We start from the raw sequence: 23,229 nt of genomic DNA, 5'->3' as shown, positions 1-23,229 counted from the left end.
CTCCGTTTCATTAGTAGTAAAGGGAATTCTTATGAGTTAGAAAGCATGCTTTTCACAGCAAGTTTTATATTTTGCGGCCGTTCTGCGAGCCGGCGCATGAAATAACCGTACCAGTCGTTTCCAAATGGCACATAAGAACAAACGCGGTATCCTTCGTTAGCCAGCTGCTGCTGGAGATCATGGCGAAACCCGTACAGCATTTGGAATTCAAATGAATGGTAAGCAATCTGATTCTCATGGACAAACGCTTTTACTTGTTCTATAATTTCATGGTCATGCGTAGCAATGGCGGTGTAACTGCCGTGAGAAAGGTGTTTTTTTATCAAATGCAAAAAATTTTTATCAATGTCGGCTTTCTCTTGCATAGCAACATCCGCCGATTCTTTATACGCCCCTTTAACAAGACGGAGAGGAACACCCTGCAGGTGGTCGATATCTTCATTTGCCCGGTATAAATAGGATTGAATCACTGTTCCAACGTTATCAAACTCTTTTCTGAGCGCAAACAGTATGTCAAGTGTTGTTTGATAGCGGCTGTAGTCTTCCATATCAATGTTGACGTATATGTCGTATTGGTTAGCGGTTTGGACAATACTTCGCATATTGTTCATGCATAAATTTTTATCAATATCGAGCCCAAGCTGCGTTAACTTTAAGGAAAGATGGCAATCCACCTTCCACTCATGAATAGCATGCAAGGTGTTGATACAATATTGACCAGCCTCCAATGCTTCTTGTTTGTCTGTGACAAATTCACCTAAGCGATCGACGGTACAAGCCAGCCCCGCTTCGTTTAGTCCCGCTATTGTTTTCATCGCACTTTCAATCGTTGTACCAGCTACTACTTTTGAGGCACCAAGGCGCAGCCCCCATTTTTTTGCGGCATGGTTTAACAGTTTGTTTTCCGAAAGAAAGAGGAAAAAATTTCGTGAGATATTCATGGCTTCTCCTCCTTTCCCTTAATCACTTCCGGAAAGTTTTAAGTCATCTTCAATGACGGCCAAAACCGTGTCGGCTTTTATTGTTTCTCCAGCTGTGACATGTATATCTTTAATGATTCCACTTGCACCGACATGTACTTTCGCAAGACTGCCGTTTTCTGTTTGGATAGTAAATAGTGGTTCCCATTCATACACGTATTCCAATGGCTTCACGTACACTTCTGCTATTTTTCCTTGTTCAAAAGATGACACTTCATGTATTTTTTGAAACATTGTGAAATCCTCCTTCTGTTTATTTATACCCATCCACGGAAGCGGCTGGCTTCGGCCATTTTTCTAGTACCTGCGATATAGGCAGCCGTCCGCATATCCGTCTTATAGCGAGTTGCAGCTTTATATACTTTATGAAAGGACTGCACCATTTTAGTATGCAGTTTTTCATCTATTTCATCTTCAGGCCAGTAATAGCCTTGGTTATTTTGAACCCACTCAAAATAGGAGACAATCACTCCGCCAGAACTTGCGAGCACATCTGGAATTAATAGAATATCGTTATCCGTTAGTATTTTCGTAGCTTGTGCAGTGGTCGGGCCGTTCGCTGCTTCGACAACGACTTTCGCTTGAATACGATCCGCATTTCGAGCGGTAATTTGGTTGGAAATAGCAGCAGGAATGAGAATATCACATTCTTTTTCCATTAACTCTTCATTGGTAATCGTATGTTGAAATTGATTGGTCACCATGCCAAAACTGTCTCTTCGTTCGCTTAATGATGGAATGTCCAATCCATCTGGATCATATAACGCACCGAGAACGTCACTGATGCCAATCACTTTTGCTCCTTTGTTATGCAAGAACGTCGCGATATAGCTTCCCGCATTACCAAACCCCTGAATGATAATCCGGGCGTCTTCTAAGCTTTTATTGCGTACTCGAACCGCTTCTTCAATACAGGTGATAACCCCTCGGGCAGTTGCGGTTTCGCGGCCTTGGGAACCACCTAGTACAACAGGCTTCCCCGTAATAAATCCAGGGGAATCAAATTCCCTGATGCGGCTGTATTCATCCATCATCCACGCCATAATTTGAGAGTTGGTGTATACATCTGGAGCTGGAATATCTTTGGTTGGTCCGACGACTTGACTAATCGCGCGTACGTAACCACGGCTGAGACGTTCAAGTTCCCCAAAAGACATTTGTCTTGGATCACAGATGATACCGCCTTTTCCACCGCCATACGGTAAATCATTAATGCCGCATTTTAAGCTCATCCAAAGCGCAAGTGACTTCACCTCTTCTTCTGTTACAGAAGGGTGGAAACGTACACCGCCTTTGGTTGGACCAACGGCATCGTTGTGCTGGGCGCGGTAACCAGTGAAAACTTTTGTGCGGCCATTGTCCATTCGAACAGGGATACGAATTGTTGTCAGACGAATCGGTTCTTTTAGTAACTCGAACATTTCCTCTGGATAGCCAAGTTTTTCGGTAGCTTCTCGCATTGTATGTTGAGCAGATTCCAATAATAAAGTAGTGGAAGACTGTTGGTGATTGGGAATGGTAGCCATATGTGCTGCCTCCTTCAAAATAGTGTTTCCTCCATTACATATTCAAAAATCGTGCCAACTTTTATCAAGAACAAAAAATCCCTTAACTATCACAACGGACGAAAATATATTTTGCAGTATAAGAGAGGATTTGCTAGGATAAAGAAAAATAAATTATCAAAAGAAAAATAATTTTTTGGCAGGTGAAAAGGAGGCAGCGGTGATGGATATACAGGGAAAGCATCAAGACATGATTTATGAAAACGTGATGAATCACATTGATGTTGGCGTGCATGCAGTGGATGCATTGGGGAAAACAATTATTTATAATAATAAAATGTCAGAAATTGAAAACATGAATCCGCAAGAAGTACTGCACAAACATATTTCCGATGTCTTTAAGTTCAATAAGGGACAAGAAAGCACGTTGGAACGGGCATTATCTGAAGGTATGGAGTCACGGAATGTAAAACAGTCGTACTTAAATAACAAAGGAATTGAAATAACAACAATTAATAATACATTTCCGGTGAAGGAAAACGGAACGATTGTTGGGGCGCTGGAAATAACAAAAGATATTACAAAACTAGAGCGGATGGTACAGGAAAATATGAAGCGCGGCAATCGAAAATATTCATTTGACAGTGTTATTGGAAGAAGCGCTGAAATGAAAGAAGTGATTGAACATGCGAAACGGGCGACACGGACAAGCTCTTCGGTTCTCATTATAGGAGAAACTGGAACAGGGAAAGAAATTTTTGCGCAAAGCATCCACAATGGCAGCAGCCGCTCGCCCGGTCCATTCATCAGTCAAAACTGTGCAGCGCTGCCGGATAGTTTGATTGAAGGGATTTTATTTGGGACGAAGAAAGGCGCGTTTACAGGGTCTGAAGATCGTCCTGGTTTATTTGAACAAGCGGAAGGAGGAACGCTTCTTCTCGATGAAATAAACTCACTTAGTCCTAACCTGCAGTCGAAACTCCTGAGGGCGATTCAAGAAAAAACGATTCGCCGGGTAGGGGATACAAAAGAAAGAGAAACCGATATTCGTTTAATTGCTACCATGAATGAAGATCCCATTGATGCTGTTACGGAAGGAAGACTTAGGAAAGACTTGTATTACCGGCTGAGTGTGGTTTCTATATTTATACCGCCGCTTCGCGATAGAAAAGATGATATAAAAGAGCTAAGTGATTATTTTATACAGTCATACAACGAATTGTTTCAATTAAATGTGAAAGAAATTAGTGACGAGGTGCGCCGCTTTTTTGAAGAGTATCATTGGCCGGGGAACGTGAGGGAGGTCGAGCATGTAATTGAAGGTGCGATGAATATGATTACCGATGAAGAAGTTATGGAAGAATCCCACCTTCCCCTGCATTTACGGAAACGTATAACTATAGAAAAGCCGAATGTCCAAAACAACACCTTTGTGGAAGATGCTGAAATACAGGAAGAGAACCGCACCTTAAAAGACTATTTGTTTGATAAAGAAAAAGCGTATGTGAAAAAAGTGTTAGAAAATCACGATTACCAAGTGAAAAAGGCAGCGGAAGTGCTTGGGTTAAGCAGGCAGAGTTTACAGTACCGTTTGAAAAAATTAGGAATTAAAAAAGTAAGAGTATAAGTGCCGCCGAAGAAGAGGTTCCTAAAAAGGAATCTCTTTTTTTACGGCGTGGTTTTCTGGAATGATTCGTTTTGCTGTCCCATATTCTGATGAGAGAAGAATTCTTATTTTTCATTTGAGCAAAATATTTTTTCTAATATCAATAATTTTTTGGCATAGGAAAAATATTTTTTCGCCTATTTGATATAAAAAAGGGACACGTTGTGATTTTTATGTTGGCATGCATTTTGCATTATATTAGTGTGACATTTCATGGAAGGGAGAAGGAGTGAAGTCATGACGTTAACACCGAGTACTTCAATTATTAAACAGACAGAAAAACATGGTGCGAGAAACTATCACCCTCTGCCAATTGTTATATCTAAAGCAGAAGGTGTATGGGTAGAAGACCCTGAGGGGAACAGATATATCGATATGCTGAGTGCGTATTCTGCATTAAACCAAGGGCATCGCCATCCAAAAATTATTCAGGCACTGAAAGACCAGGCAGATAAAGTGACGCTCACCTCTCGTGCGTTCCACAATGATAAACTAGGTGCATTTTACGAAAAAGTCAGCAATCTCACAAACAAAGATATGGTTCTTCCGATGAATACAGGTGCTGAAGCGGTAGAAACAGCGATTAAAGCTATTCGCCGCTGGGGGTATGAGAATAAGGACATTGACGAAGGCAAGGCAGAAATTATTGCTTGTGAAGGGAATTTCCACGGAAGAACGATGTCCGCTGTTTCTTTGTCTTCTGAGGCAGAGTACAAGCGCGGTTTTGGACCAATGCTTCCAGGTATTAAAGTTATTCCTTATGGTGATATCGAAGCATTGAAAGCTGCTATTACGCCAAATACGGTTGGCTTTATCATGGAACCCATTCAAGGGGAAGTAGGGATTGTTATTCCCCCGGAAGGCTTCTTGAAAGAAGCGAGTCACATATGTAAAGAAAACAACGTGTTGTTTGTTGCAGATGAAATTCAGAGTGGTCTGGGACGTACTGGTAAAACATTTGCTTGTGACTGGGAAGATGTTGAACCGGACCTTTATATTCTTGGTAAAGCACTTGGAGGTGGTGTGTTCCCAATTTCGTGCATTGCTGCAAATGAGAGTGTTCTAAGCGTGTTTAATCCTGGTTCGCACGGCTCCACATTTGGAGGAAATCCCATTGCATCTGCTGTTTCCATAGCAGCGCTTGAAGTGCTAGAAGACGAGAAGCTGGTGGAACGTTCTGCAAAACTAGGGCGCTATTTCAAAGAACGGCTCAACAAGATTCATAATCCAAAAATAAAAGAAGTGCGAGGGAAAGGTCTTTTCATCGGTGTAGAGCTGACAGAAGCTGCCCGTCCATATTGTGAGGCATTGAAAGAAAAAGGCCTGCTCTGTAAAGAAACGCATGAAACGGTTATTCGTTTTGCGCCGCCGTTGGTTATTTCTGAAGAAGACTTGGATTGGGCTATTGAAAAAATTGAATCTGTATTGAGTGCGTAATAACAGAAAGGAGAATGAATGATGTATACAGCTTATCGACATGAACCATTTACGGATTTTACAAAAGAAGAAAATATTAAAGATTTTCAACAAGCGTTAGAGAAAGTAGAAGGCTATCTGGGAGACGATTACCCGCTTCTTATTGATGGAGAAAAAGTAACAACCGATGATAAATTGGTTTCTTACAATCCGGCAAATAAAGAAGAAATAATTGGTACGGTATCAAAAGCAACGCCGGAATTAGTAGACAAAGCATTCGATGCTGCGACTCGCGCTTTTGAAACATGGAGACACACCAATCCAACAGCAAGAGCAGAAGTTTTATTCCGTGCTGCTGCGATCATGCGCCGCCGCAAGCATGAGTTTTCTGCACTGCTCGTCAAAGAAGCAGGTAAACCATGGAAAGAAGCAGATGCTGATATAGCTGAAGCAATTGACTTTTTGGAATACTACGCTCGTCAAATGATTGAGCTCAAACAAGGCAAGCCGATCAACAGCCGTGATGGTGAGTTCAATCAGTATGTGTATCAACCGATGGGGGCAGCTGTTACAATTCCGCCTTGGAACTTTGCAGGTGCAATTATGGTCGGTACGACGGTGGCCCCGCTTGTGACCGGAAACACCGTTCTTCTTAAACCAGCTGAGCCTACACCAGTGATTGCGGCTAAATTTGTAGAGATTTTAGAAGAGGCTGGTGCACCTAAAGGCGTTATTAACTTTGTACCTGGTGAGCCTTCTGAAATTGGTGACTACCTCGTGGATCATCCGAAAACATCCATTATTACATTTACTGGTTCTAGAGCAACGGGGCTTCGCATTTATGAGCGCGCAGCTGTTGTACAAGAAGGGCAGCAGCACTTAAAGCGTGTTATTGCTGAAATGGGCGGTAAAGATACCGTTGTGGTTGATAATGAAGCAAATCTCGACACTGCTGTGGATGCGATTATTCAATCTGCGTTCGGTTTCTCTGGTCAAAAATGTTCTGCCGGCTCCCGTGTTATTGTGCATGAAGACGTGTATGACGAAGTAGTAGAACGCGTGGGAGAGCGCACAAAAGCGTTGATTGTTGGTGATCCTGCTTCGAAAGATACCTATATGGGACCGGTCGTGAATCAAAAAGCATTTGATAAGATTACCGGCTATATTGAAATTGGCAAAGAAGAAGGCCGCCTTATCACTGGCGGAGATGCCGATAACTCAAAAGGTTATTTCATTAATCCGACTATATTTGCGGACGCAGCACCAGATGCACGTATTATGCAGGAAGAAATTTTTGGTCCAGTCGTAGCATTTGCCAAAGCGAAAAATTATGATGAAGCACTAGATATTGCTAACAACACAGAATACGGACTTACTGGTGCTGTCATTTCCAACAATAGTGAACATCTTGAAAAAGCAAAACACCACTTTCACGTTGGCAACTTGTATTTCAACCGTAACTGTACAGGGGCGATTGTTGGTTATCACCCATTCGGAGGATTTAAAATGTCTGGAACAGACGCGAAAGCAGGCGGGCCAGACCATCTTCTTCAGTATTTGCATCCGAAAACAATCAGTCAAATGCTGTAAGGGCAGCAAGAGGACAACGAGAAGTTAAAGCTCAAGGCCGCACCGGCTTTGAGCTTGCTTTCATTGTGAAGTGCTTTTTATAACCTGATTTGAATCCGTTTTCAATAAAATGATAGAGAAGTGAAAAGGAGATGAAAAATGAAAGCGAAAACTGTACCACAAACAAATCATGTTCCGTCTCATAAAAGCAAAGAACCCCCTCACACGTTTTTAATACTATTTGGGATAATTGTGTTAGTCGCGATTATTTCTTATTTTATCCCGCCTGGAGAATATGAACGAACGATAAATGAAGATGGTCAAAGTGTAGTTGTGGATGGCACGTATACATCGGTTGAACCAAACCCGCCTGTTTTCTTTGATTTGTTTCAAGCAATACATTTAGGGATGGTTGAGGCAGCAATGATAATCTTCTTTATTTTTGTTGTCGGAGGATCTTTTCATGTATTTCGTGAAACAAAAGCTATTGAAGGCGCATTTGGCAGTATGTCAAAGCAATTGGTTGGGAGAGAATTATTTGTTATTCCTTGTGTCATGCTCTTTTTTGGAGTAGCCGGAGCATCAGTCGGTGTATTCGAAGAGATGCTTCCTTTTATTATGATTATGATACCGATTGCTTTAAAAATGGGATTTGATTCAGTAGTAGGTGCGGCAATGGTGCTTGTTGGCGTTGCTTCTGGATTTACGGCTGCATTTATGAACCCTTTTACGATTGGGGTGGCACAAGGAATTGCAGAACTCCCGCTGTTTTCTGGCATGGGTGTACGAATTGTTTTTTGGATTGTGTTTATGCTCGTAAGTATTTGGTACGTCATGCGTTACGCCAAGAAAGTACGCAATGATCATACGCTTAGTATCACGTATGAAGAAGATAAACAATGGGATATAGACATGAATGACAATCACCATCATAAGCTGACGAAACGCCAAACGGCCGTACTTGCTGTTCTGTTAACAACACTTGTTGTGCTGGCATTTGGTGTCATAAAGTTTGGCTGGTATTTAACAGAAATTTCGGCGGTGTTTGTCATTATGGCTGTTGTGATGGGGATTATTAACGGAATGAATGTTAATAAAATAGCCAAATCTTTTGCAGAAGGGTGCCAGGAGATTGTAGTTGGGGCGCTCGTCGTCGGATTTGCTTATGGAGCTGTTGTTATACTAGAGAACAGCAGCACAATCGACACTATTTTGTATTCTATGGTCAATGCCCTATCGGAGTGGCCGTCTAGTATTGCTGCATTTGGCATTTTTATTGCTCAAAGTTTACTAAATTTTATTGTCTCCTCGGGAAGCGGACAAGCTGCTTTAAGTATGCCGATTATCGCCCCGTTGGCGGATTTAATTGATGTTCAACGGCAAACAGCTGTACTTGCGTTTCAAATGGGAGATGGAATTTCCAACATCTTTTCTCCGACAAGCGGTCTTTTGCTAGCGGCACTAGCGATGTCAGGAATATCGTGGATAAAGTGGATAAAATTTATATGGCCATTGATTATTATTCATTACGCCCTTGGAGCTGTTTTTGTTACGATAGTCCACCTGTTCATCTGGACATAACGTTATAGAGAATAAGGATATTTTCAGTATTGGAGTGATAAAGAAATGGAACATACGAAAGAAATCAACGACATCATTGAACAATATCGGGATATTTTTATCGACGTGAGTGACAATATTTGGGACTTTGCGGAAACGAGCTTTTTCGAACATCAGTCTGCAGCGGTGTTGATGAAACGATTGGAAGAAGAGGGATTTCGTATTCAAAAAGATATTGCCGGGATGGATACAGCATTTATTGCTGAATATGGATATGGTAATCCGGTGGTCGCTGTGTTAGGAGAATATGATGCACTCGCAGGATTAAGCCAAGAGAGAGGAATTGCTGAAAAAAAGCCGGTGCAAGAAGGCGGCAACGGTCATGGCTGTGGTCATAACTTGCTAGGAGTCGGTTCGTTTGCTGCTGCAATAGCGGTAAAAGCATATATGGACAAGCATGAATTGAAAGGAACAATACGCTATTACGGTTGTCCTGCGGAAGAAAGCGGCGATGGCAAAGTGTTTATGGTAAGAGACGGGGTATTCGATGATGTAGATGCTGCTGTCACTTGGCATCCAGCTCCTATAAACGGCGTAATTAAAATGAACATTTTAGCCACATACCAAGTGTATTTTCATTTTAAAGGACGTTCTGCTCACGCAGCTGCGGCACCACACTTAGGAAGAAGTGCATTGGATGCGGTAGAGCTGATGAATATTGGAGTGAATTACTTACGAGAGCATGTGGTGCCTGAAGCTCGTATGCATTATGCAGTCACAAAAACTGGCGGTTCTTCCCCAAATGTTGTGCAATCCGAAGCGGAAGTTCTGTATTTATTAAGAGCACCGAAAGTCGCACAAGTAGAAGAAATTTATCAACGTGTGAAAAAAATTGCGGCAGGTGCAGCACAAATGACAGAAACGGAACTAGAAGTCGTATTTGACAGCGGTACGTCTGATTTACTTCCGAATGAAACATTAGATGCGGTGATGGCAAGAAATTATGAAAAACTTCAAGCTCCTGTTTTTGATGAAGAGGAGTATCAGTTAGCGAAAGACATACGGACAACACTTCATGAAGGAGAGAAAAACAGTGTATGGGGAAAAGGGTTAGAAAATGTTGACTTAACAGACACTATTATCCCGCAAAGCGACATGGTTTTATCTACCGGATCCACAGATGTAGCTGATGTCAGCTGGGTTGCTCCAACTGTACAGTGTGCGGCGACGTGTATGGCCAATGGAACAGCCCTTCATAGTTGGCAAGCCGTGTCACAGGCCGGCTCTTCTATTGGAAAAAAAGGGATGTTACATGCAGGTAAAGTGATGGCTTCTACCGCTGTTGATATGCTGCTGCATCCACATTTGATAGATCAAGCGAAAGAAGATTTCAAGAAAGCAACGAATGGACAATCGTATATGTGCCCGATTCCAGAAGACGTAAAGCCTGGAACAAACATATAACGAATAGCTGCATCCGGCATATACCTTATATAAGGTATATGCTGGTGTTATGAAGAGGCGCTGATGGAAGTAAGAGGGGTTACTGCTTCTTTTTTAAGTTAGTCTTTGATAAAATATGAAAGCATGAGAAGAAGGCAGGGGGTGTTTGAATGCATATTGATGTAGACACCATCGAGCAGTTAGCCGATTACGATAACATTTTAGTTGTTGACAAAAATGGTTTTATCATGTTTTACGATACAGCTGATTTGAATGTTCTCATGCAGTTAGGTGTTCGTCCTGAAGAATTCATGGGAAAACGAGTGACCGAACTGTACAAAGATTTGAATGAAGAGAACAGTACGGTTATGCAAGTGTTAAGCAGCGGTGTCCCGCTAATTCATGTCAAACAGGAAATGACAACAAAAAAAGGAGATACCGTTTTCTCCATTAGTTCAACGTACCCTGTGAAGGAAGATGGACAAATAGTTGCTGCGATCGAGTTTTCAACACGTTCGTTTACCAAAGAAAATATTCATCATCTTGACCAATTTGCCAAACACAAAGTATACCGGAAAAACAATACGATATATACTATTGATGATATTGTCACAGAGCACCCGAAAATGAAAAAAATAAAAGAAAAATTACGAAATATTTCTCGTACGAACTCTACTGTTTTGCTGTATGGAAGGACAGGGACTGGAAAAGAAGTCGTTGCTCAATCGATTCACAATCTCAGCTCTCGTTATGCGCAGCCGTTTATATCATTTAATTGCAGCTCTGTTCCGCCCAATTTATTGGAGAGCACGTTGTTTGGAACAAAAAAAGGCGGATTTACAGGAGCCGAAGATCGTCCTGGACTGTTTGAACAAGCGGATGGGGGAACGTTGTTTTTAGACGAAATCAACTCTCTGGACATGCCCCTGCAGGTAAAGCTGTTAAAAGCAATTGAAGAAAAAACGATACGGCGTATTGGAGGGAAAAGTAATATATCACTCGATATTCGCGTGATATCTGCCACCAATGAAGATCCTGACAAGCTGGTTCAAGAAAAAAAGCTTCGAGAAGATTTATTTTATCGATTAAGTGTGGTGCAGTTAAACCTTCCTGATTTAGCAGAACGAAAAGAAGATATTGAAATACTAGTAGCATCTTATATCCGTTTTTATAATCATCACATGAATACGTATGTCGACAGCATTCAGCCGGAAGTATTGGAGTGTTTTAAAAACTACCATTGGCCTGGAAATGTGAGAGAACTGAAAAATGCAATAGAGACAGCTTATAACCATGTAAGCAGTCACGAAATTACGATGGATGACATTCCTGATCGAATGAAACAGCAGCAAGCACCCTCGACGGCCTCTGCAAAGAGAACAACGAATGTTACATCGATAAAAGAGGCGGTAGAAGAATATGAAAAAAGCATTATTGTGGAAACGCTAGAGAAGTGCGGTGGAGTTATCGCTGAAACAGCGAGACAATTAAGAATTTCGAAACAATCATTAAAATATAAAATGGATAAATATGAGTTGAGGTAAAAATATTTTTACGAAGAGGTGGAATTTTTCCCCTCTCTTTTTTTGTATGAACAGAAAAAGCAGCATAGACAAAGCCTAAGTGTCATTAACATAGCAAGGAAATCTGTGTATGCGTAACAAGGCATTCGTATTCCTCTAAAGTTTTTTTGAGGGGAAACATAGATAAGTGAAATGAATGCGAATGTCGCGGGAAAGAACATTTATGGTGACATGATTCAGAAATTAGGCATGAAATTTGCATTATTTTAAAAGAGTAAAAATTTATTAGTGAATGCAGGGGAGAGATGATTGTGATGGATAACACAAAATTAAATCAAGAAGTAAAAGAGATGCAGCAGCAAGTCGTGGACTGGAGACGTCATTTTCATCGTTATCCAGAGTTGTCTTTTCAAGAAGAAGAAACATCTCAATATATCTATGACACATTGCAGTCATTTGGAAATTTAGAGGTCAGCCGGCCAACTCCAACGAGTGTTATGGCACGGTTAATAGGAAAGGAAGACGGAAAAACATTAGCTATTCGTGCAGATATCGATGCTTTGCCAATTGCAGAAGAAAGTACATTTGATTATGCTTCTGAACGTGAAGGTGTAATGCATGCGTGCGGCCACGACGGGCACGCGGCCATGCTGCTTGGGACCGCAAAAATCTTATCACGTTATCAGGAAGAGATTAATGGGGAAGTCCGCTTTTTGTTTGAACATGCAGAAGAAGCGTTTCCAGGCGGTGGAAAAGAAATGGTGGAGGCCGGAGCTATGGAAGGTGTTGACTATGTTATTGGTGCACATGTTGCCTCTACCATAGATGTAGGACAAACAGCGGTTACCTATGGCCCGATGACAGCAGCGGCGGATGGTTTTTGGGTGACGATTCAAGGAAAGGGCGGTCATGGAGCGCTTCCGCATGATACAGTGGACAGCATTGCTGTAGGGGCTCAAGTAGTGTCGAACTTGCAGCAAATTGTTTCCCGAAACATCGATCCAATTGACAGCGCTGTCTTAACAATTGGGGAGTTTCATGCTGGAGAGGCAGGAAATATTGTTGCTGACTCTGTCAAGTTCAGCGGAATTGTCCGCACGTTTGATCCAAAATATCGAAAACAAATCGAGCAGTTGATGCACCGGGTTATTAAAGGTGTGACGGAAGCTCACGGTGCTGCTTATACGATGGAATATAAAAATGGATATGCCTCGATTCAAAATGATGAATACGTAACGAAAGTGGTAGAAGACACCATCACTGAATTGTATGGGGAAGATACGATCATACATGAGAAGCCGCAAATGATAGCAGAAGATTTCTCTGCATTTTCAAACGAAGCGCCAGGAACCTATTTTAAAGTAGGAGCTCGAAATGAAGAAAAAGGGATTGTATATCCACATCACCATCCAAAATTTACATTTGATGAACAAGCTCTAGAACATGGCATGAAAATTTTTGTAAACGCTGTACACAAGTTTTTGAACGAGTCATGACTGTTTTATTAGGAAAGGAAAAAATTTTTACAGGTGAGGAAGGCAGGAAGGTTCCCGTCTTTCTCCGGTGTGACGCGACAAATAGCAGCCCGTTGTATTTGTTTGCAGGCTGATAATGCCAGTGTTGTCATGAAGGGTACGTTTAATCGGTACAAAAATTGCATTGTAGAATATGAGACAAGCAAACGATCTAAAGAAAGGATGTCTGTAATATGACAAGCAAAACGTGCTTATTCGTCAATGGACGTATTTTTACATCCAATTCAAATCAACCTTATGCCAGTGCCATGATTGTACGAGATGGGAAAGTAGACTGGGTTGGAAATGAAGAAGATATAACAGGAGCAGAAAAGGCCGAAACAATCGATTTAGAAGGCAGACGTGTGCTGCCAGGCATGATTGACGCTCATCTGCATCCGCTGTACTTGGCGTACGCTGCAAAACAAGTTCCGGCAACGCCTCCTGTTGTAAAGTCACTAGAAGACTTGAAGAATGAGTTGAGAAAGCGCAGAGAACAACAACAAAAGGGAGAATGGATTGAGTCGTGGGGATTTGACGAGGGGAAGCTAAAAGAAAATCGCGGGCCGAATCGCTGGGATTTGGACGAAGCAGTTTCCGATTCCCCGGTAGTAGCAACACGCACCTGTGCTCACATTGTCGTTGTGAACAGCTGTGCATTAGAATTAGCTGGAATTGACCGTGATACGAAAGATCCGGATGGCGGTGAAATTGAACGTGATGAAAATGGAGAGCCTACCGGTGTTTTAAAGGAAAATGCTAAAGACTTACTCCATGATGTGATGCCTGTGGCGACAATGGAAGAAGATGCGGAAAAACTTGCTGATTTAAGCGACACATTTTTGTCATATGGAATTACCGGTATTACTGAATTGATGGCAAAAACAACCCCGATAGATTATTTAGAGATGTATGAAAAAGCACACGAAAAAGGATTGAAACAACGGACCGTTATTTATTACAAATGGTCGGACTTACAACAGAGTTCGGTTTTAAATGAAGAGAATACAAACAAAGAACGAGATATTCATATTGGCGGGATTAAAGTGTTTTCTGATGGAAGTATTTCCGGCCAAACAGCTTGGGTCAAACCAGGATATATAAACAACGAAGAAAATGAAGGCATTCCGATAACATCTGAGCAAGAATTGTTAGATGCAGCACAAGAAGCGAAAAAGCATGGTGTACAGCTAGTTGTCCATGCGATGGGAGAGCAAGCGATTGACTTAATTGTTAACACGTTTTATGGCGTTGAAAGCTGGGTTAAAGATGGTGTGTCGGTACGGATAGAACACGCTTCAATGCCAACGAAAGAAGCGTTGCAAAAGGCATCAGAATCAAGCATTGGCTTTGTTCCGCAGCCTATCTTCTTATATGCAGAAATTGAAAGTTATTTGCATAACTTGGGCACTGAAAGAACGAAGCGGACGTATCCTATTCGCACGATGCTTGAAAAAGGCATCCCGACAGCACTTTCTTCTGATGCACCGGCAACACCGTGGGCAGAGCCTGTAAATCCATTTGTAGGCATTAAATCGGCTGTTACGCGTTACGCCCATAATGGTACAGATACCGGCCAAAATGAGCGCATTGACCTTGAGACAGCTATTAAACTTTACACGAAGGGAGCAAAAGAGATTACACAAATCCCAAACGTTGGTGAACTAAAAGAAGGAAATTACGCTGATTTTATCGTGTTAGACCAAGATATTTTTGCTGTTAAACCAGACGATATTGATAGCATTTCTGTTGAAAAAACATATATGAGCGGTGCGCTCGTTTATCAAAAACAGCGAGAGAAGGCACAATCATAATCAGGAAAATGTTGAAAAGAAAGTGGTGTATTCGTGGAAAGACTAATAGAGTTGAATGCAAAAATTGCTGATATGTTAGCAGTTCCCCTGATGATATTTTTAATCGGAGGGGGGATTTTTCTTACTATTAAATTACGATTTTTCCAATTTAAACATTTTCCACACATGATGACATTCACATTTAGAACGATGTTTAAAAAAGGTGATGGAGAAGGGACGGTTACGCCATTTCAGGCTGTGGCAGGTGCTATGGCCTCAACGATTGGAGCGGCAAATATTATTGGCGTTCCAGTAGCGATTGCATTTGGAGGTCCAGGTGCTGTGTTTTGGATGTGGCTGATTGCGCTGATTGGTATGGCAACTAAGTATTCAGAAGTAGTGCTTGGTGTAAAATATCGGACGGTAAATAAAGCAGGAGCGTATGTGGGAGGACCGATGTATTATATTGATAAAGGCTTGGGCTGGAAATGGCTGGCGGTTCTGCTTGCTGGAGCTCAATTATTTGTCGTATTTTCAAGTGCTTCTGTGCAAGCAAATTCACTTGCTGGCGTATTAGAAGGTTCTTTTCAAATCCCCTCTATCGTTACTGGCATTGTTGTAAGCGTTCTTATTATACTAGTTATGGCAGGCGGCATTAAGACGATTGGCACGTTTGCTGAGCGGGCGGTACCGTCAATGGTACTTGTTTACATGGGGGCTGCAATAATCGTTCTTTTATTTCATATCGATGCTGTTCCCCATGCGTTTTATTTAATCTTTCAACACGCATTTGCGCCAATATCTGCTGTTGGAGGATTTGCAGGAGCAGCGCTTGCGGCAGTTATACGATGGGGCGTTGCACGCGGTTTGTACTCTAATGAAGCAGGAATGGGGAGTGCGGCAATTGCTCATGCTGGAGCACAGAATAAAAACCCGGCCACACAAGGGTTTTGGGGAGTATTTGAAGTGTTTATCGATACGATGGTGGTCTGTACTATCACTGCCCTTGTCATTCTTACTACAGACGTATGGACCGCAGTTGGACCAGACAGAGCGGAGAACATGACAATGCTTGCACTTGCTGAAGTGTTTGGCCAAAGTGCAGCAGGTCTTATTATTTCCGTCACCTTGTTTGTTTTTGCGTTGACGACAATGCTGATGGTTATTTATTTTGGTGAAAAGCAGGCAGAATATTTATTTGGTTATAAGGCTTCGATTGTCTTTCGGTATGTTTTTATCAGTTCCATTTTAGTGGGAGCGGCAAGCAATTTACTATTTGTATGGTCTTTGCTCGATATTGCCATGGTTTTTGTGGTCGTGCCGAATATGATTGCAGTTATGCTATTAAGCGGTAAAGTAAAAGAAATAACAAGAAGTTATTTTTCTAAAAAACAAGACCATGGAGAAAATCATAAAACGAATAAGCATATGGAGCAGCTGTAGCACACAAAACGTGATGAATAAGAAACATGACGATTTTCTTAGAAAACATTAGTCATTAGCAGTTGATACAAAACGCCATTTTCACTCTAGTTCAGAATATGATATATCAACATTTACATGTACACTTTGCTTACGTAACGCTCCTGTGTTTATTCGCCTGAAAAAGAGAGACGTGTTATGAGGCGGCTCACAGGAGATACGAAGAGAGGGAGGTATTTCCTGGATGGGAAAATAACAACGTTTTCCCATTCAGGAAAGTAATAGTTTTGGGTGTCATTTGCGCATGTGACGATGGCAGCCGCACCGGCATGTTAATGAGGCTGCAGTTCCGTAAATGATGGCAGAAACAAGCGGAGGGGAAGCTATTTAAACATATTTGTGATAAAATAGAAAACAATGAAACCTCTAAAACGGTCAGCAAACAGTATATACTTGATCTGTTTTAGAGGTTTTCTTATGGGAAAGGAAGAAGGACAGCGCCATCCTCTGGCTCAAAAAGTGTATTTAATACGTGACATACTTTGTTTATAATAAGCATAAGGCACAAACAGAGCCTTTTTATTTGGCATGTTTGGTTTTATCATCAACTAGGAGGTCTTTATTTTGCTCATCCAAACTGATACCACTTCCCGCCTGAACAGCATTAAAGAGAAAGTGGAAAACAACGAACGTTTATCCATGGAAGATGGCTTATTTTTATATAACTCCGATGATTTATTAACGATTGGAGAACTGGCTAATCAAGCCAATTTAAGAAAGAACGGCAAGAAAACATATTTTGTAGAAAATATGAGCCTTTATTTTACGAACGTGTGTGAAGCAACATGCGCATTTTGCCATTTCAAGCGAAAGCCTGGCCAAGAGGGTGCCTATACAAAGAGCCCGATGGAAATGGTGGAATTTGTAAATGAACATATTACACCTAATGTAAAAGAGTTCCATATTACAGGTGGACATAACACAGAAGTGCCGTTTGATTATTACGTGGAAAGTATTAAAACGTTAAAAGAGCACTTTCCGAATGTTACCATTAAAGCCTACACAGGAGCAGAAATCGAATTTTTCTCCCGTCAAAGCGGCCTTAGTTACAAAGAAGTACTTAGTCAATTAAAAGATGCAGGCTTGTCTTCATTAACGGGCGGCGGTGCAGAAATTTTATCAGAGAGATACCGAAAGAAAATGAGTGTCAACAAGGCAACAACAGAGCAATGGCTTGATGTGCACCGCAACGCGCATTCTTTGGGAATTCCCACCCACGCAACGATGTTATACGGGTCGATTGAAACGTTAGAAGAGCGTTTGCAGCATATGGTTTACTTGCGTGAGCTGCAAGATGAAACAAATGGCTTTTTGGTTTTCATTCCGTTAGCAGTTCAGCCGAAAAAAGTAGATTCCAAAATAACGAAGCGCACAAGTGCAGTCGAAGATTTAAAAACGATTGCCATCAGCCGTTTAATGCTCGATAATTTTCAGCACATCAAATCGTATTTTATTACATTAGGTACGCAAGTGGCTCAGCTTGCTTTAAACTTTGGCGCCTCCGACATACACGGCACGCTGGTAGAAGAGCGCATCAGCCATTCAGCAGGTGCACTGTCACCAAAAGGATTGACAAGAGATGAGCTGGTGTATCTTGTCAAGGAAGCCAATCGGATTCCAGTTGAACGAGATACGTTGTATAACGAACTAAAAGTCTATGAATAAGAAAAAAGAATGATGGTAAAGAAGGGGACCCCGAATACGGTACGTGTTAAAAACAGTGCTTTATTCGGGTTTTTTATGATTCATTGATAAAGCTTTGAAAGAATTGTCGCTGCTCACATTGGGGTGAGCATGGTGAACACCAAAGAAACTTTTTAGTGCAACTGCAGCACCATTTAATGCGCTAGCTTGCCTCATGATGTTTTGGGGGCTTATTTTTTGTAAGGAAAATATCGGTAAACCTGATCATGCCGCTGAACGCAGGAAGTTGGGTTACGCCAGTGAGGCAGGCAATCTGCATCCAAATAAGTAATAAGGAACATTTGGCTAGCCCAAGCCTTTAGGTATTAGGTGCAGGTGATTGCCTCGTTGTACGTGTACTGATTTCCTCAACATGTTGACAACTTCGATGATTTACCCGTGTTAAAATGTTACACTTTCCTATCGGTGTAACAAAAGAGGAGCCTGTATTTGCGGCTCCTTTATTCGTTCACGCGTTCATACACTCCTGTTTGACTGTCAAATGCTTCGTCCCGCTCAAATGTGTCTTGTTGCTGCTGGTCATATGTATCAGAAAATGCAGCGCCAAAATCCTCCCACGTTTGTTGAAAAGAATTAAATCGATCGTTATTTATTGTTTTATTTATATCGAAAGAAAACGTTCGTTTACTGGAATGTTGCAGCAGATGCTCTTCGATGGATGAAAACGGCAGAAAGGAAAATGTGAAATTGTCATTCAGTGGTTCAAACAGAGGATGATCGACAGTGTGAAAGTTTTTATCAAAACCCTTCAGTTTTTCTGCTTGAGAACGTGTATCCCTATCCTGTTGCGCTGCTTCTTCTTGTGCTTCTTCCCATAATGTATTCCAGTTATCAGATGCAGGTACGGTGTCTGTCTCGCTGTGGTGGTCAAGCGCCCATGTATCCACGTGGGGGAAGAAGAAAAGGTAACTGCTTAACATAAGAGCAGCGGTGGATCGTCTTTTCAAAAAATTCCCTCCTCAACGGAAAAACGCGCTGGCCGGCAGCGCGCGTGGTATGTAGCTGATTAATATCCACGTGTAATGTTATAAATCGACCAAGCTCCTGCGGCAACGGAAGCGATAATACTGAAAATAATGAACCAGTGCATCATCTTAACCCCTTTCTTCTAACTTAACAAACACTTCCCTATTTAAATAGAATAGTATGGTTTTTGAAAAAAATCAATGAAAAAAGAGCGAACATTTGACGTATGTATAGGATGAGTGTGTGACAGAGAAAATATACATAAAAGGCGCTCTTTCAAAGAGCGCCTTGATGTTTAGCTACTGACTATCTTCTTGAAGGATTTGGCGTTCCTCATCGGTATAGACACGAGAACGTGTTAAAAAGCGTTTTCCTTCCGGCCCTTCAAGTGAGAACATACCGCCGCGGCCATCCACCACATCAATAATCAGTTGTGTGTGCTTCCAATAGTCATACTGATCTTTAGACATATAAAAGGGCATACCGCCGATGTTACCTAAATGAACGTCACTCTCTCCTATGCGAAATTCCCCTTCCTGAAAACACATGGGAGAGCTGCCATCACAACAGCCGCCAGATTGATGAAACATTAACGGTCCGTGCCGTTTGGATAATTTGTCAATGAAGGAGAGCGCTGCGTCCGTCGCTGTTACTCGTTGTACTTTCAACGAAAAGTCACTCCTTTATATACATTAGAAAAAAAGAGACAATTAGGAAACATTGACCTATAGTTTAAAAGAAACCTAATGCTTCATCGCTGTAACTTATCAATAAATTCTTGGTTTGCTGGTAATGATCAAGCATCATCTTATGATTTTCACGGCCGATACCCGACTTTTTGTAGCCGCCAAACGCAGCATGTGCTGGATAATCGTGATAACAATTAGTCCATACGCGTCCGGCTTGAATTTCACGGCCGAAACGATACGCCGTGTTAATATCACGTGTCCACACACCTGCACCTAAACCATATAACGTGTCATTGGCAACGGATAGTGCTTCTTCTTTTGTTTTAAAGGTTGTAACGGCGAGCACTGGTCCGAAGATTTCTTCTTGGAAGATACGCATATCGTTTGTGCCTTTAAAAATTGTCGGCTGTACATAATATCCATTGGCAAGGTCGCCGTTCAATTCATTTTTGCCGCCGCCAGCGAGTACTTGGGCACCTTCTTGTTTGCCAATGTCAAGGTATGACATAATCTTTTCCATTTGTTCTTGGGAAGCCTGTGCCCCCATCATCGTTTCAGTATCAAGCGGGTGTCCTGTCTTAATCGCTTCTACACGTTTTAATGCTCGTTCCATGAAGCGGTCATAAATAGACTCATGGATGAGTGCACGGGAAGGGCATGTACATACTTCTCCTTGGTTAAGCGCAAACATCACCAAACCTTCAATAGCTTTATCGAGAAACTTATCGTCTTCTCTCATCACATCTTCAAAGAAAATATTTGGTGATTTGCCGCCGAGTTCAAGCGTAACCGGGATAATATTTTCGGATGCATATTGCATAATTAAACGTCCGGTTGTTGTTTCACCGGTGAAAGCAACTTTGGAAATGCGGCTGTTTGACGCAAGTGGTTTACCAGCTTCTACGCCAAAGCCGTTGATGATATTTATAACACCAGGTGGAAGAAGGTCTTTGATGAGGTCAAGCAAGACATGAATAGAAGCAGGTGTTTGCTCTGCGGGTTTTAATACAATACAGTTACCGGCTGCAAGAGCAGGGGCAATCTTCCATGTAGCCATTAACAGCGGGAAGTTCCACGGAATAATTTGGCCGACAACACCGAGCGGTTCATGAAAGTGGTAGGCAACCGTGTCATCATTAATCTGGCTTATGGTACCTTCTTGGGTGCGAATAACTCCGGCAAAATAACGAAAATGATCAACAGCGAGCGGAATATCTGCGTTGAGTGTCTCACGAATAGCTTTTCCGTTTTCCCATGTTTCTGCAACAGCCAGCGTTTCTTTATTTTCTTCTATACGATCAGCAATTTTATTTAATATATTGCCGCGCTCGGCAGGAGACGTTCGTCCCCAAGCATCCTTTGCTTGATGAGCGGCATCCACCGCCAATTCTACGTCTTCTTTTGTGGAGCGGGCCATTTGACAAAATACTTCTCCAGTGACTGGAGTGACATTGTCAAAATACTCCCCGTTTACCGGCGGGCGGTATTCTCCTCCAATAAAATTATCATATCGATCATTAAAATGTACGAGACTTTCAGAAGTATTTGGTGCATTATAACGCATATTCCTATCTCCTTTCTATATTTAAGAAGACTGCCGATATTAACGAGGCACCCAAGCCTCATTCAAAAGACCTTTTCACCCCCTTATATTAGTTTGTATAAGAATACTATTCATAATTTTACCATTAGTTAGAAAATAATCAATTCCATCAAAAGATAGAAAATAGAGGAGATTATGTTAGACGATTTACACATTATAGAAACAAGAATATGAAGGAAACAATAAGAGGAGAAAAGGCAAGGCGTGTAAAATCGGGAAGGTGTGATACAATGGCACATATTAGAATAGAACGGAGAAAGAAAGGGTTACGATGATGAAAAAGAAACAAACAGTACATGCACCAGTGCAAAAAAATGAAACGATAACCGCATCATTCGAAGATTTAACCCATGACGGAGCAGGTGTTGCTAAAGTCGATGGATATCCGCTATTTGTGCCATATGGTATTCCTGGCGAAAAAGCGAAGATTAAAGTCATTAAAACGAAAAAAGGATATGGGTTCGGAAAACTGGTAGAGAGGTTAGAAGAAAGTGAAGAACGTACAGATCCGCCTTGTCCCATTTATTATCAATGCGGCGGCTGCCAGATTCAGCATATGAGTTACGACGCACAGCTGCGTTATAAACAAAAGCAAGTCCAGGATGCACTGTCGAAAATCGGCGGTTTGAAAGAAGTAGAGGTCCATCCAACCCTTGGGATGGAGGATCCATGGCGTTACCGCAATAAAGCGCAAGTACCGATTGGCACAAGAAACGACGGTCATTTAAAAGCAGGGTTTTATCAAAAACGTTCCCACCGGATTATTGATATGGAAGCGTGCATTATTCAGCAAAAAGAAAATGATGATTCGGTGCAAGCAGTGAAAGAAATCGCGGATAAATATAATATTAAAGCGTATGATGAAGAAAAACACCGCGGCACTCTGCGCCATGTTGTCACCCGCTACGCAAAAACGACCGGTCAGCTCATGGTTATTTTCATTACAAACGGAGAAGAACTTCCGCATAAAAAGAAGCTGATTGAAGACATCCGTCAGGGAATTCCAAACGTTGCATCTATTGTACAAAACATTAATACGAAACGAACGAATGTTATTTTCGGAGACAAAACTCGTGTGTTATGGGGAGAAGAGTACATTTATGACCATATTGGCGACGTGACATTCGCGATTTCCGCACGATCTTTTTACCAAGTAAATCCAGCACAAACAAAAGTGCTGTATGACAAAGCGCTCGAGTACGCCCGTTTACGCGGGAACGAAACAGTTATTGATGCCTACTGCGGCATCGGCACGATATCGCTGTTTTTAGCGAAAAACGCCAAGCATGTCTACGGGGTGGAATCTGTCCCTGAAGCTGTAGCAGACGCCAAACGCAATGCACGCTTGAACAAGATGGAGAATGTAGACTTTGCGGTAGGAGAAGCCGAAAGCGTCATTCCATGGTGGCATCAAGCACATGGCATTCATCCAGACGTCTTCGTGGTGGACCCACCGCGCAAAGGCTGTGACGAAACGCTGTTGGAGACGATGCTTAAGATGCAGCCGCAGCGCATCGTTTACGTCTCGTGCAACCCAGCGACATTGGCGAGGGATTTGAAAAAGCTAGAAGAAGGCGGCTATGAAACGAAAGAAGTGCAGCCTGTCGACATGTTTCCGCAGACGACGCATGTGGAGTGTGTGGCTAAAGTAGTTTTAAATGTATAAACACATAATAAAGTCTTGCCATTTGAATACACATTTGTGGAAATAGCAGCTTCTGGAATAATAAAGTGTTGGTTACATGAGCGAATGTTCCATTGCAGTTTTAGGATGAAAAACTTAAGAGCTCCTTTCTATAATGGGATGTCAATCAAA

17 protein-coding genes are annotated in these 23,229 nt (G+C 41.8%); 11 read left to right on the top strand and 6 right to left on the bottom strand.

Annotation, left to right across the window (positions count from 1 at the left end; genetic code table 11):
• Positions 1-29: 29 nt before the first annotated feature.
• The 3 genes from BLT18_RS10075 to BLT18_RS10065 are packed head-to-tail and all read right to left on the bottom strand — an operon-like array spanning position 30 to position 2,440.
• Positions 30-941 (bottom strand): proline dehydrogenase family protein, encoded by a 912-nt coding sequence (locus BLT18_RS10075; protein ID WP_091273610.1) that lies wholly within the window; start codon positions 939-941, stop codon positions 30-32.
• Positions 942-959: 18 nt separating this feature from the next.
• Positions 960-1,214 (bottom strand): biotin/lipoyl-containing protein, encoded by a 255-nt coding sequence (locus BLT18_RS10070; protein ID WP_175487464.1) that lies wholly within the window; start codon positions 1,212-1,214, stop codon positions 960-962.
• A gap of 23 nt (positions 1,215-1,237) precedes the next feature.
• A complete protein-coding gene (locus BLT18_RS10065) occupies positions 1,238-2,440 on the bottom strand; it encodes a Glu/Leu/Phe/Val family dehydrogenase (protein ID WP_245705240.1) in 1,203 nt (400 codons plus the stop codon).
• A gap of 268 nt (positions 2,441-2,708) precedes the next feature.
• On the opposite strand from BLT18_RS10065, the gene BLT18_RS10060 reads away from it, so the two are divergent.
• From BLT18_RS10060 to mqnE, 10 genes are all read left to right on the top strand, one after another.
• A complete protein-coding gene (locus tag BLT18_RS10060; protein WP_091273605.1) occupies positions 2,709-4,112 on the top strand; it encodes a sigma-54 interaction domain-containing protein in 1,404 nt (467 codons plus the stop codon).
• 276 nt (positions 4,113-4,388) lie between these two features.
• Positions 4,389-5,588: an ornithine--oxo-acid transaminase gene (locus BLT18_RS10055; protein ID WP_091273603.1), complete on the top strand. Its 1,200-nt coding sequence runs from the start codon at positions 4,389-4,391 to the stop codon at positions 5,586-5,588.
• 21 nt (positions 5,589-5,609) lie between these two features.
• Entirely contained in the window at positions 5,610-7,157 is a 1,548-nt protein-coding gene (pruA, locus tag BLT18_RS10050) for an L-glutamate gamma-semialdehyde dehydrogenase (protein ID WP_091273601.1), read from the top strand.
• Positions 7,158-7,295: 138 nt separating this feature from the next.
• Positions 7,296-8,717, top strand: a complete 1,422-nt coding sequence (locus BLT18_RS10045) for a YfcC family protein (RefSeq protein ID WP_091273600.1) — start codon at positions 7,296-7,298, stop codon at positions 8,715-8,717.
• Positions 8,718-8,762: 45 nt separating this feature from the next.
• On the top strand, positions 8,763-10,160 hold the full coding sequence (locus BLT18_RS10040) for a M20 family metallopeptidase (RefSeq protein ID WP_091273598.1): 1,398 nt from the start codon (positions 8,763-8,765) through the stop codon (positions 10,158-10,160).
• A 149-nt stretch (positions 10,161-10,309) separates the two neighbouring features.
• On the top strand, positions 10,310-11,683 hold the full coding sequence (locus tag BLT18_RS10035; protein ID WP_091273597.1) for a sigma-54 interaction domain-containing protein: 1,374 nt from the start codon (positions 10,310-10,312) through the stop codon (positions 11,681-11,683).
• 293 nt (positions 11,684-11,976) lie between these two features.
• A complete protein-coding gene (locus BLT18_RS10030) occupies positions 11,977-13,158 on the top strand; it encodes an amidohydrolase (protein ID WP_091273701.1) in 1,182 nt (393 codons plus the stop codon).
• A 212-nt stretch (positions 13,159-13,370) separates the two neighbouring features.
• Positions 13,371-14,990: an amidohydrolase gene (locus tag BLT18_RS10025; protein WP_091273594.1), complete on the top strand. Its 1,620-nt coding sequence runs from the start codon at positions 13,371-13,373 to the stop codon at positions 14,988-14,990.
• A 33-nt stretch (positions 14,991-15,023) separates the two neighbouring features.
• The gene (locus tag BLT18_RS10020; protein ID WP_217635740.1) at positions 15,024-16,412 is read left to right on the top strand and encodes an alanine/glycine:cation symporter family protein; all 1,389 of its coding nucleotides are present in this window, start codon (positions 15,024-15,026) and stop codon (positions 16,410-16,412) included.
• Positions 16,413-17,012: 600 nt separating this feature from the next.
• A complete protein-coding gene (mqnE, locus tag BLT18_RS10015) occupies positions 17,013-18,116 on the top strand; it encodes an aminofutalosine synthase MqnE (protein ID WP_245705239.1) in 1,104 nt (367 codons plus the stop codon).
• A 479-nt stretch (positions 18,117-18,595) separates the two neighbouring features.
• Here the strand turns inward: mqnE and BLT18_RS10010 are convergent, their stop codons facing one another.
• From BLT18_RS10010 to adh, 3 genes are all read right to left on the bottom strand, one after another.
• Entirely contained in the window at positions 18,596-19,102 is a 507-nt protein-coding gene (locus BLT18_RS10010; protein WP_091273593.1) for a hypothetical protein, read from the bottom strand.
• Positions 19,103-19,420: 318 nt separating this feature from the next.
• Positions 19,421-19,789, bottom strand: a complete 369-nt coding sequence (locus BLT18_RS10005; protein ID WP_091273591.1) for a DUF779 domain-containing protein — start codon at positions 19,787-19,789, stop codon at positions 19,421-19,423.
• Positions 19,790-19,853: 64 nt separating this feature from the next.
• Positions 19,854-21,374 (bottom strand): aldehyde dehydrogenase, encoded by a 1,521-nt coding sequence (adh, locus tag BLT18_RS10000; protein ID WP_091273589.1) that lies wholly within the window; start codon positions 21,372-21,374, stop codon positions 19,854-19,856.
• Positions 21,375-21,687: 313 nt separating this feature from the next.
• Between adh and rlmD the strand changes: the two genes are divergently transcribed.
• The gene (gene rlmD / locus BLT18_RS09995; protein ID WP_091273696.1) at positions 21,688-23,079 is read left to right on the top strand and encodes a 23S rRNA (uracil(1939)-C(5))-methyltransferase RlmD; all 1,392 of its coding nucleotides are present in this window, start codon (positions 21,688-21,690) and stop codon (positions 23,077-23,079) included.
• Positions 23,080-23,229: the final 150 nt, after the last annotated feature.

The sequence above is a fragment of the Alteribacillus persepolensis genome, assembly GCF_900099605.1.
GTDB lineage: Bacteria > Bacillota > Bacilli > Bacillales > Marinococcaceae > Alteribacillus > Alteribacillus persepolensis.
The sequence above is the reverse complement of the archived record's forward strand: the minus strand, read 5'-3'. Positions and strand labels throughout refer to the sequence as shown.

Coding starts and splice junctions, on each gene's coding strand:
- BLT18_RS10075 (WP_091273610.1), bottom strand. CDS start 941: ATGAATATCTCACGAAATTTTTTCCTCTTTCTTTCGGAAAACAAACTG.
- BLT18_RS10070 (WP_175487464.1), bottom strand. CDS start 1,214: ATGTTTCAAAAAATACATGAAGTGTCATCTTTTGAACAAGGAAAAATA.
- BLT18_RS10065 (WP_245705240.1), bottom strand. CDS start 2,440: ATGCGAGAAGCTACCGAAAAACTTGGCTATCCAGAGGAAATGTTCGAG.
- BLT18_RS10060 (WP_091273605.1), top strand. CDS start 2,709: ATGGATATACAGGGAAAGCATCAAGACATGATTTATGAAAACGTGATG.
- BLT18_RS10055 (WP_091273603.1), top strand. CDS start 4,389: ATGACGTTAACACCGAGTACTTCAATTATTAAACAGACAGAAAAACAT.
- pruA (WP_091273601.1), top strand. CDS start 5,610: ATGTATACAGCTTATCGACATGAACCATTTACGGATTTTACAAAAGAA.
- BLT18_RS10045 (WP_091273600.1), top strand. CDS start 7,296: ATGAAAGCGAAAACTGTACCACAAACAAATCATGTTCCGTCTCATAAA.
- BLT18_RS10040 (WP_091273598.1), top strand. CDS start 8,763: ATGGAACATACGAAAGAAATCAACGACATCATTGAACAATATCGGGAT.
- BLT18_RS10035 (WP_091273597.1), top strand. CDS start 10,310: ATGCATATTGATGTAGACACCATCGAGCAGTTAGCCGATTACGATAAC.
- BLT18_RS10030 (WP_091273701.1), top strand. CDS start 11,977: ATGGATAACACAAAATTAAATCAAGAAGTAAAAGAGATGCAGCAGCAA.
- BLT18_RS10025 (WP_091273594.1), top strand. CDS start 13,371: ATGACAAGCAAAACGTGCTTATTCGTCAATGGACGTATTTTTACATCC.
- adh (WP_091273589.1), bottom strand. CDS start 21,374: ATGCGTTATAATGCACCAAATACTTCTGAAAGTCTCGTACATTTTAAT.
- rlmD (WP_091273696.1), top strand. CDS start 21,688: ATGAAAAAGAAACAAACAGTACATGCACCAGTGCAAAAAAATGAAACG.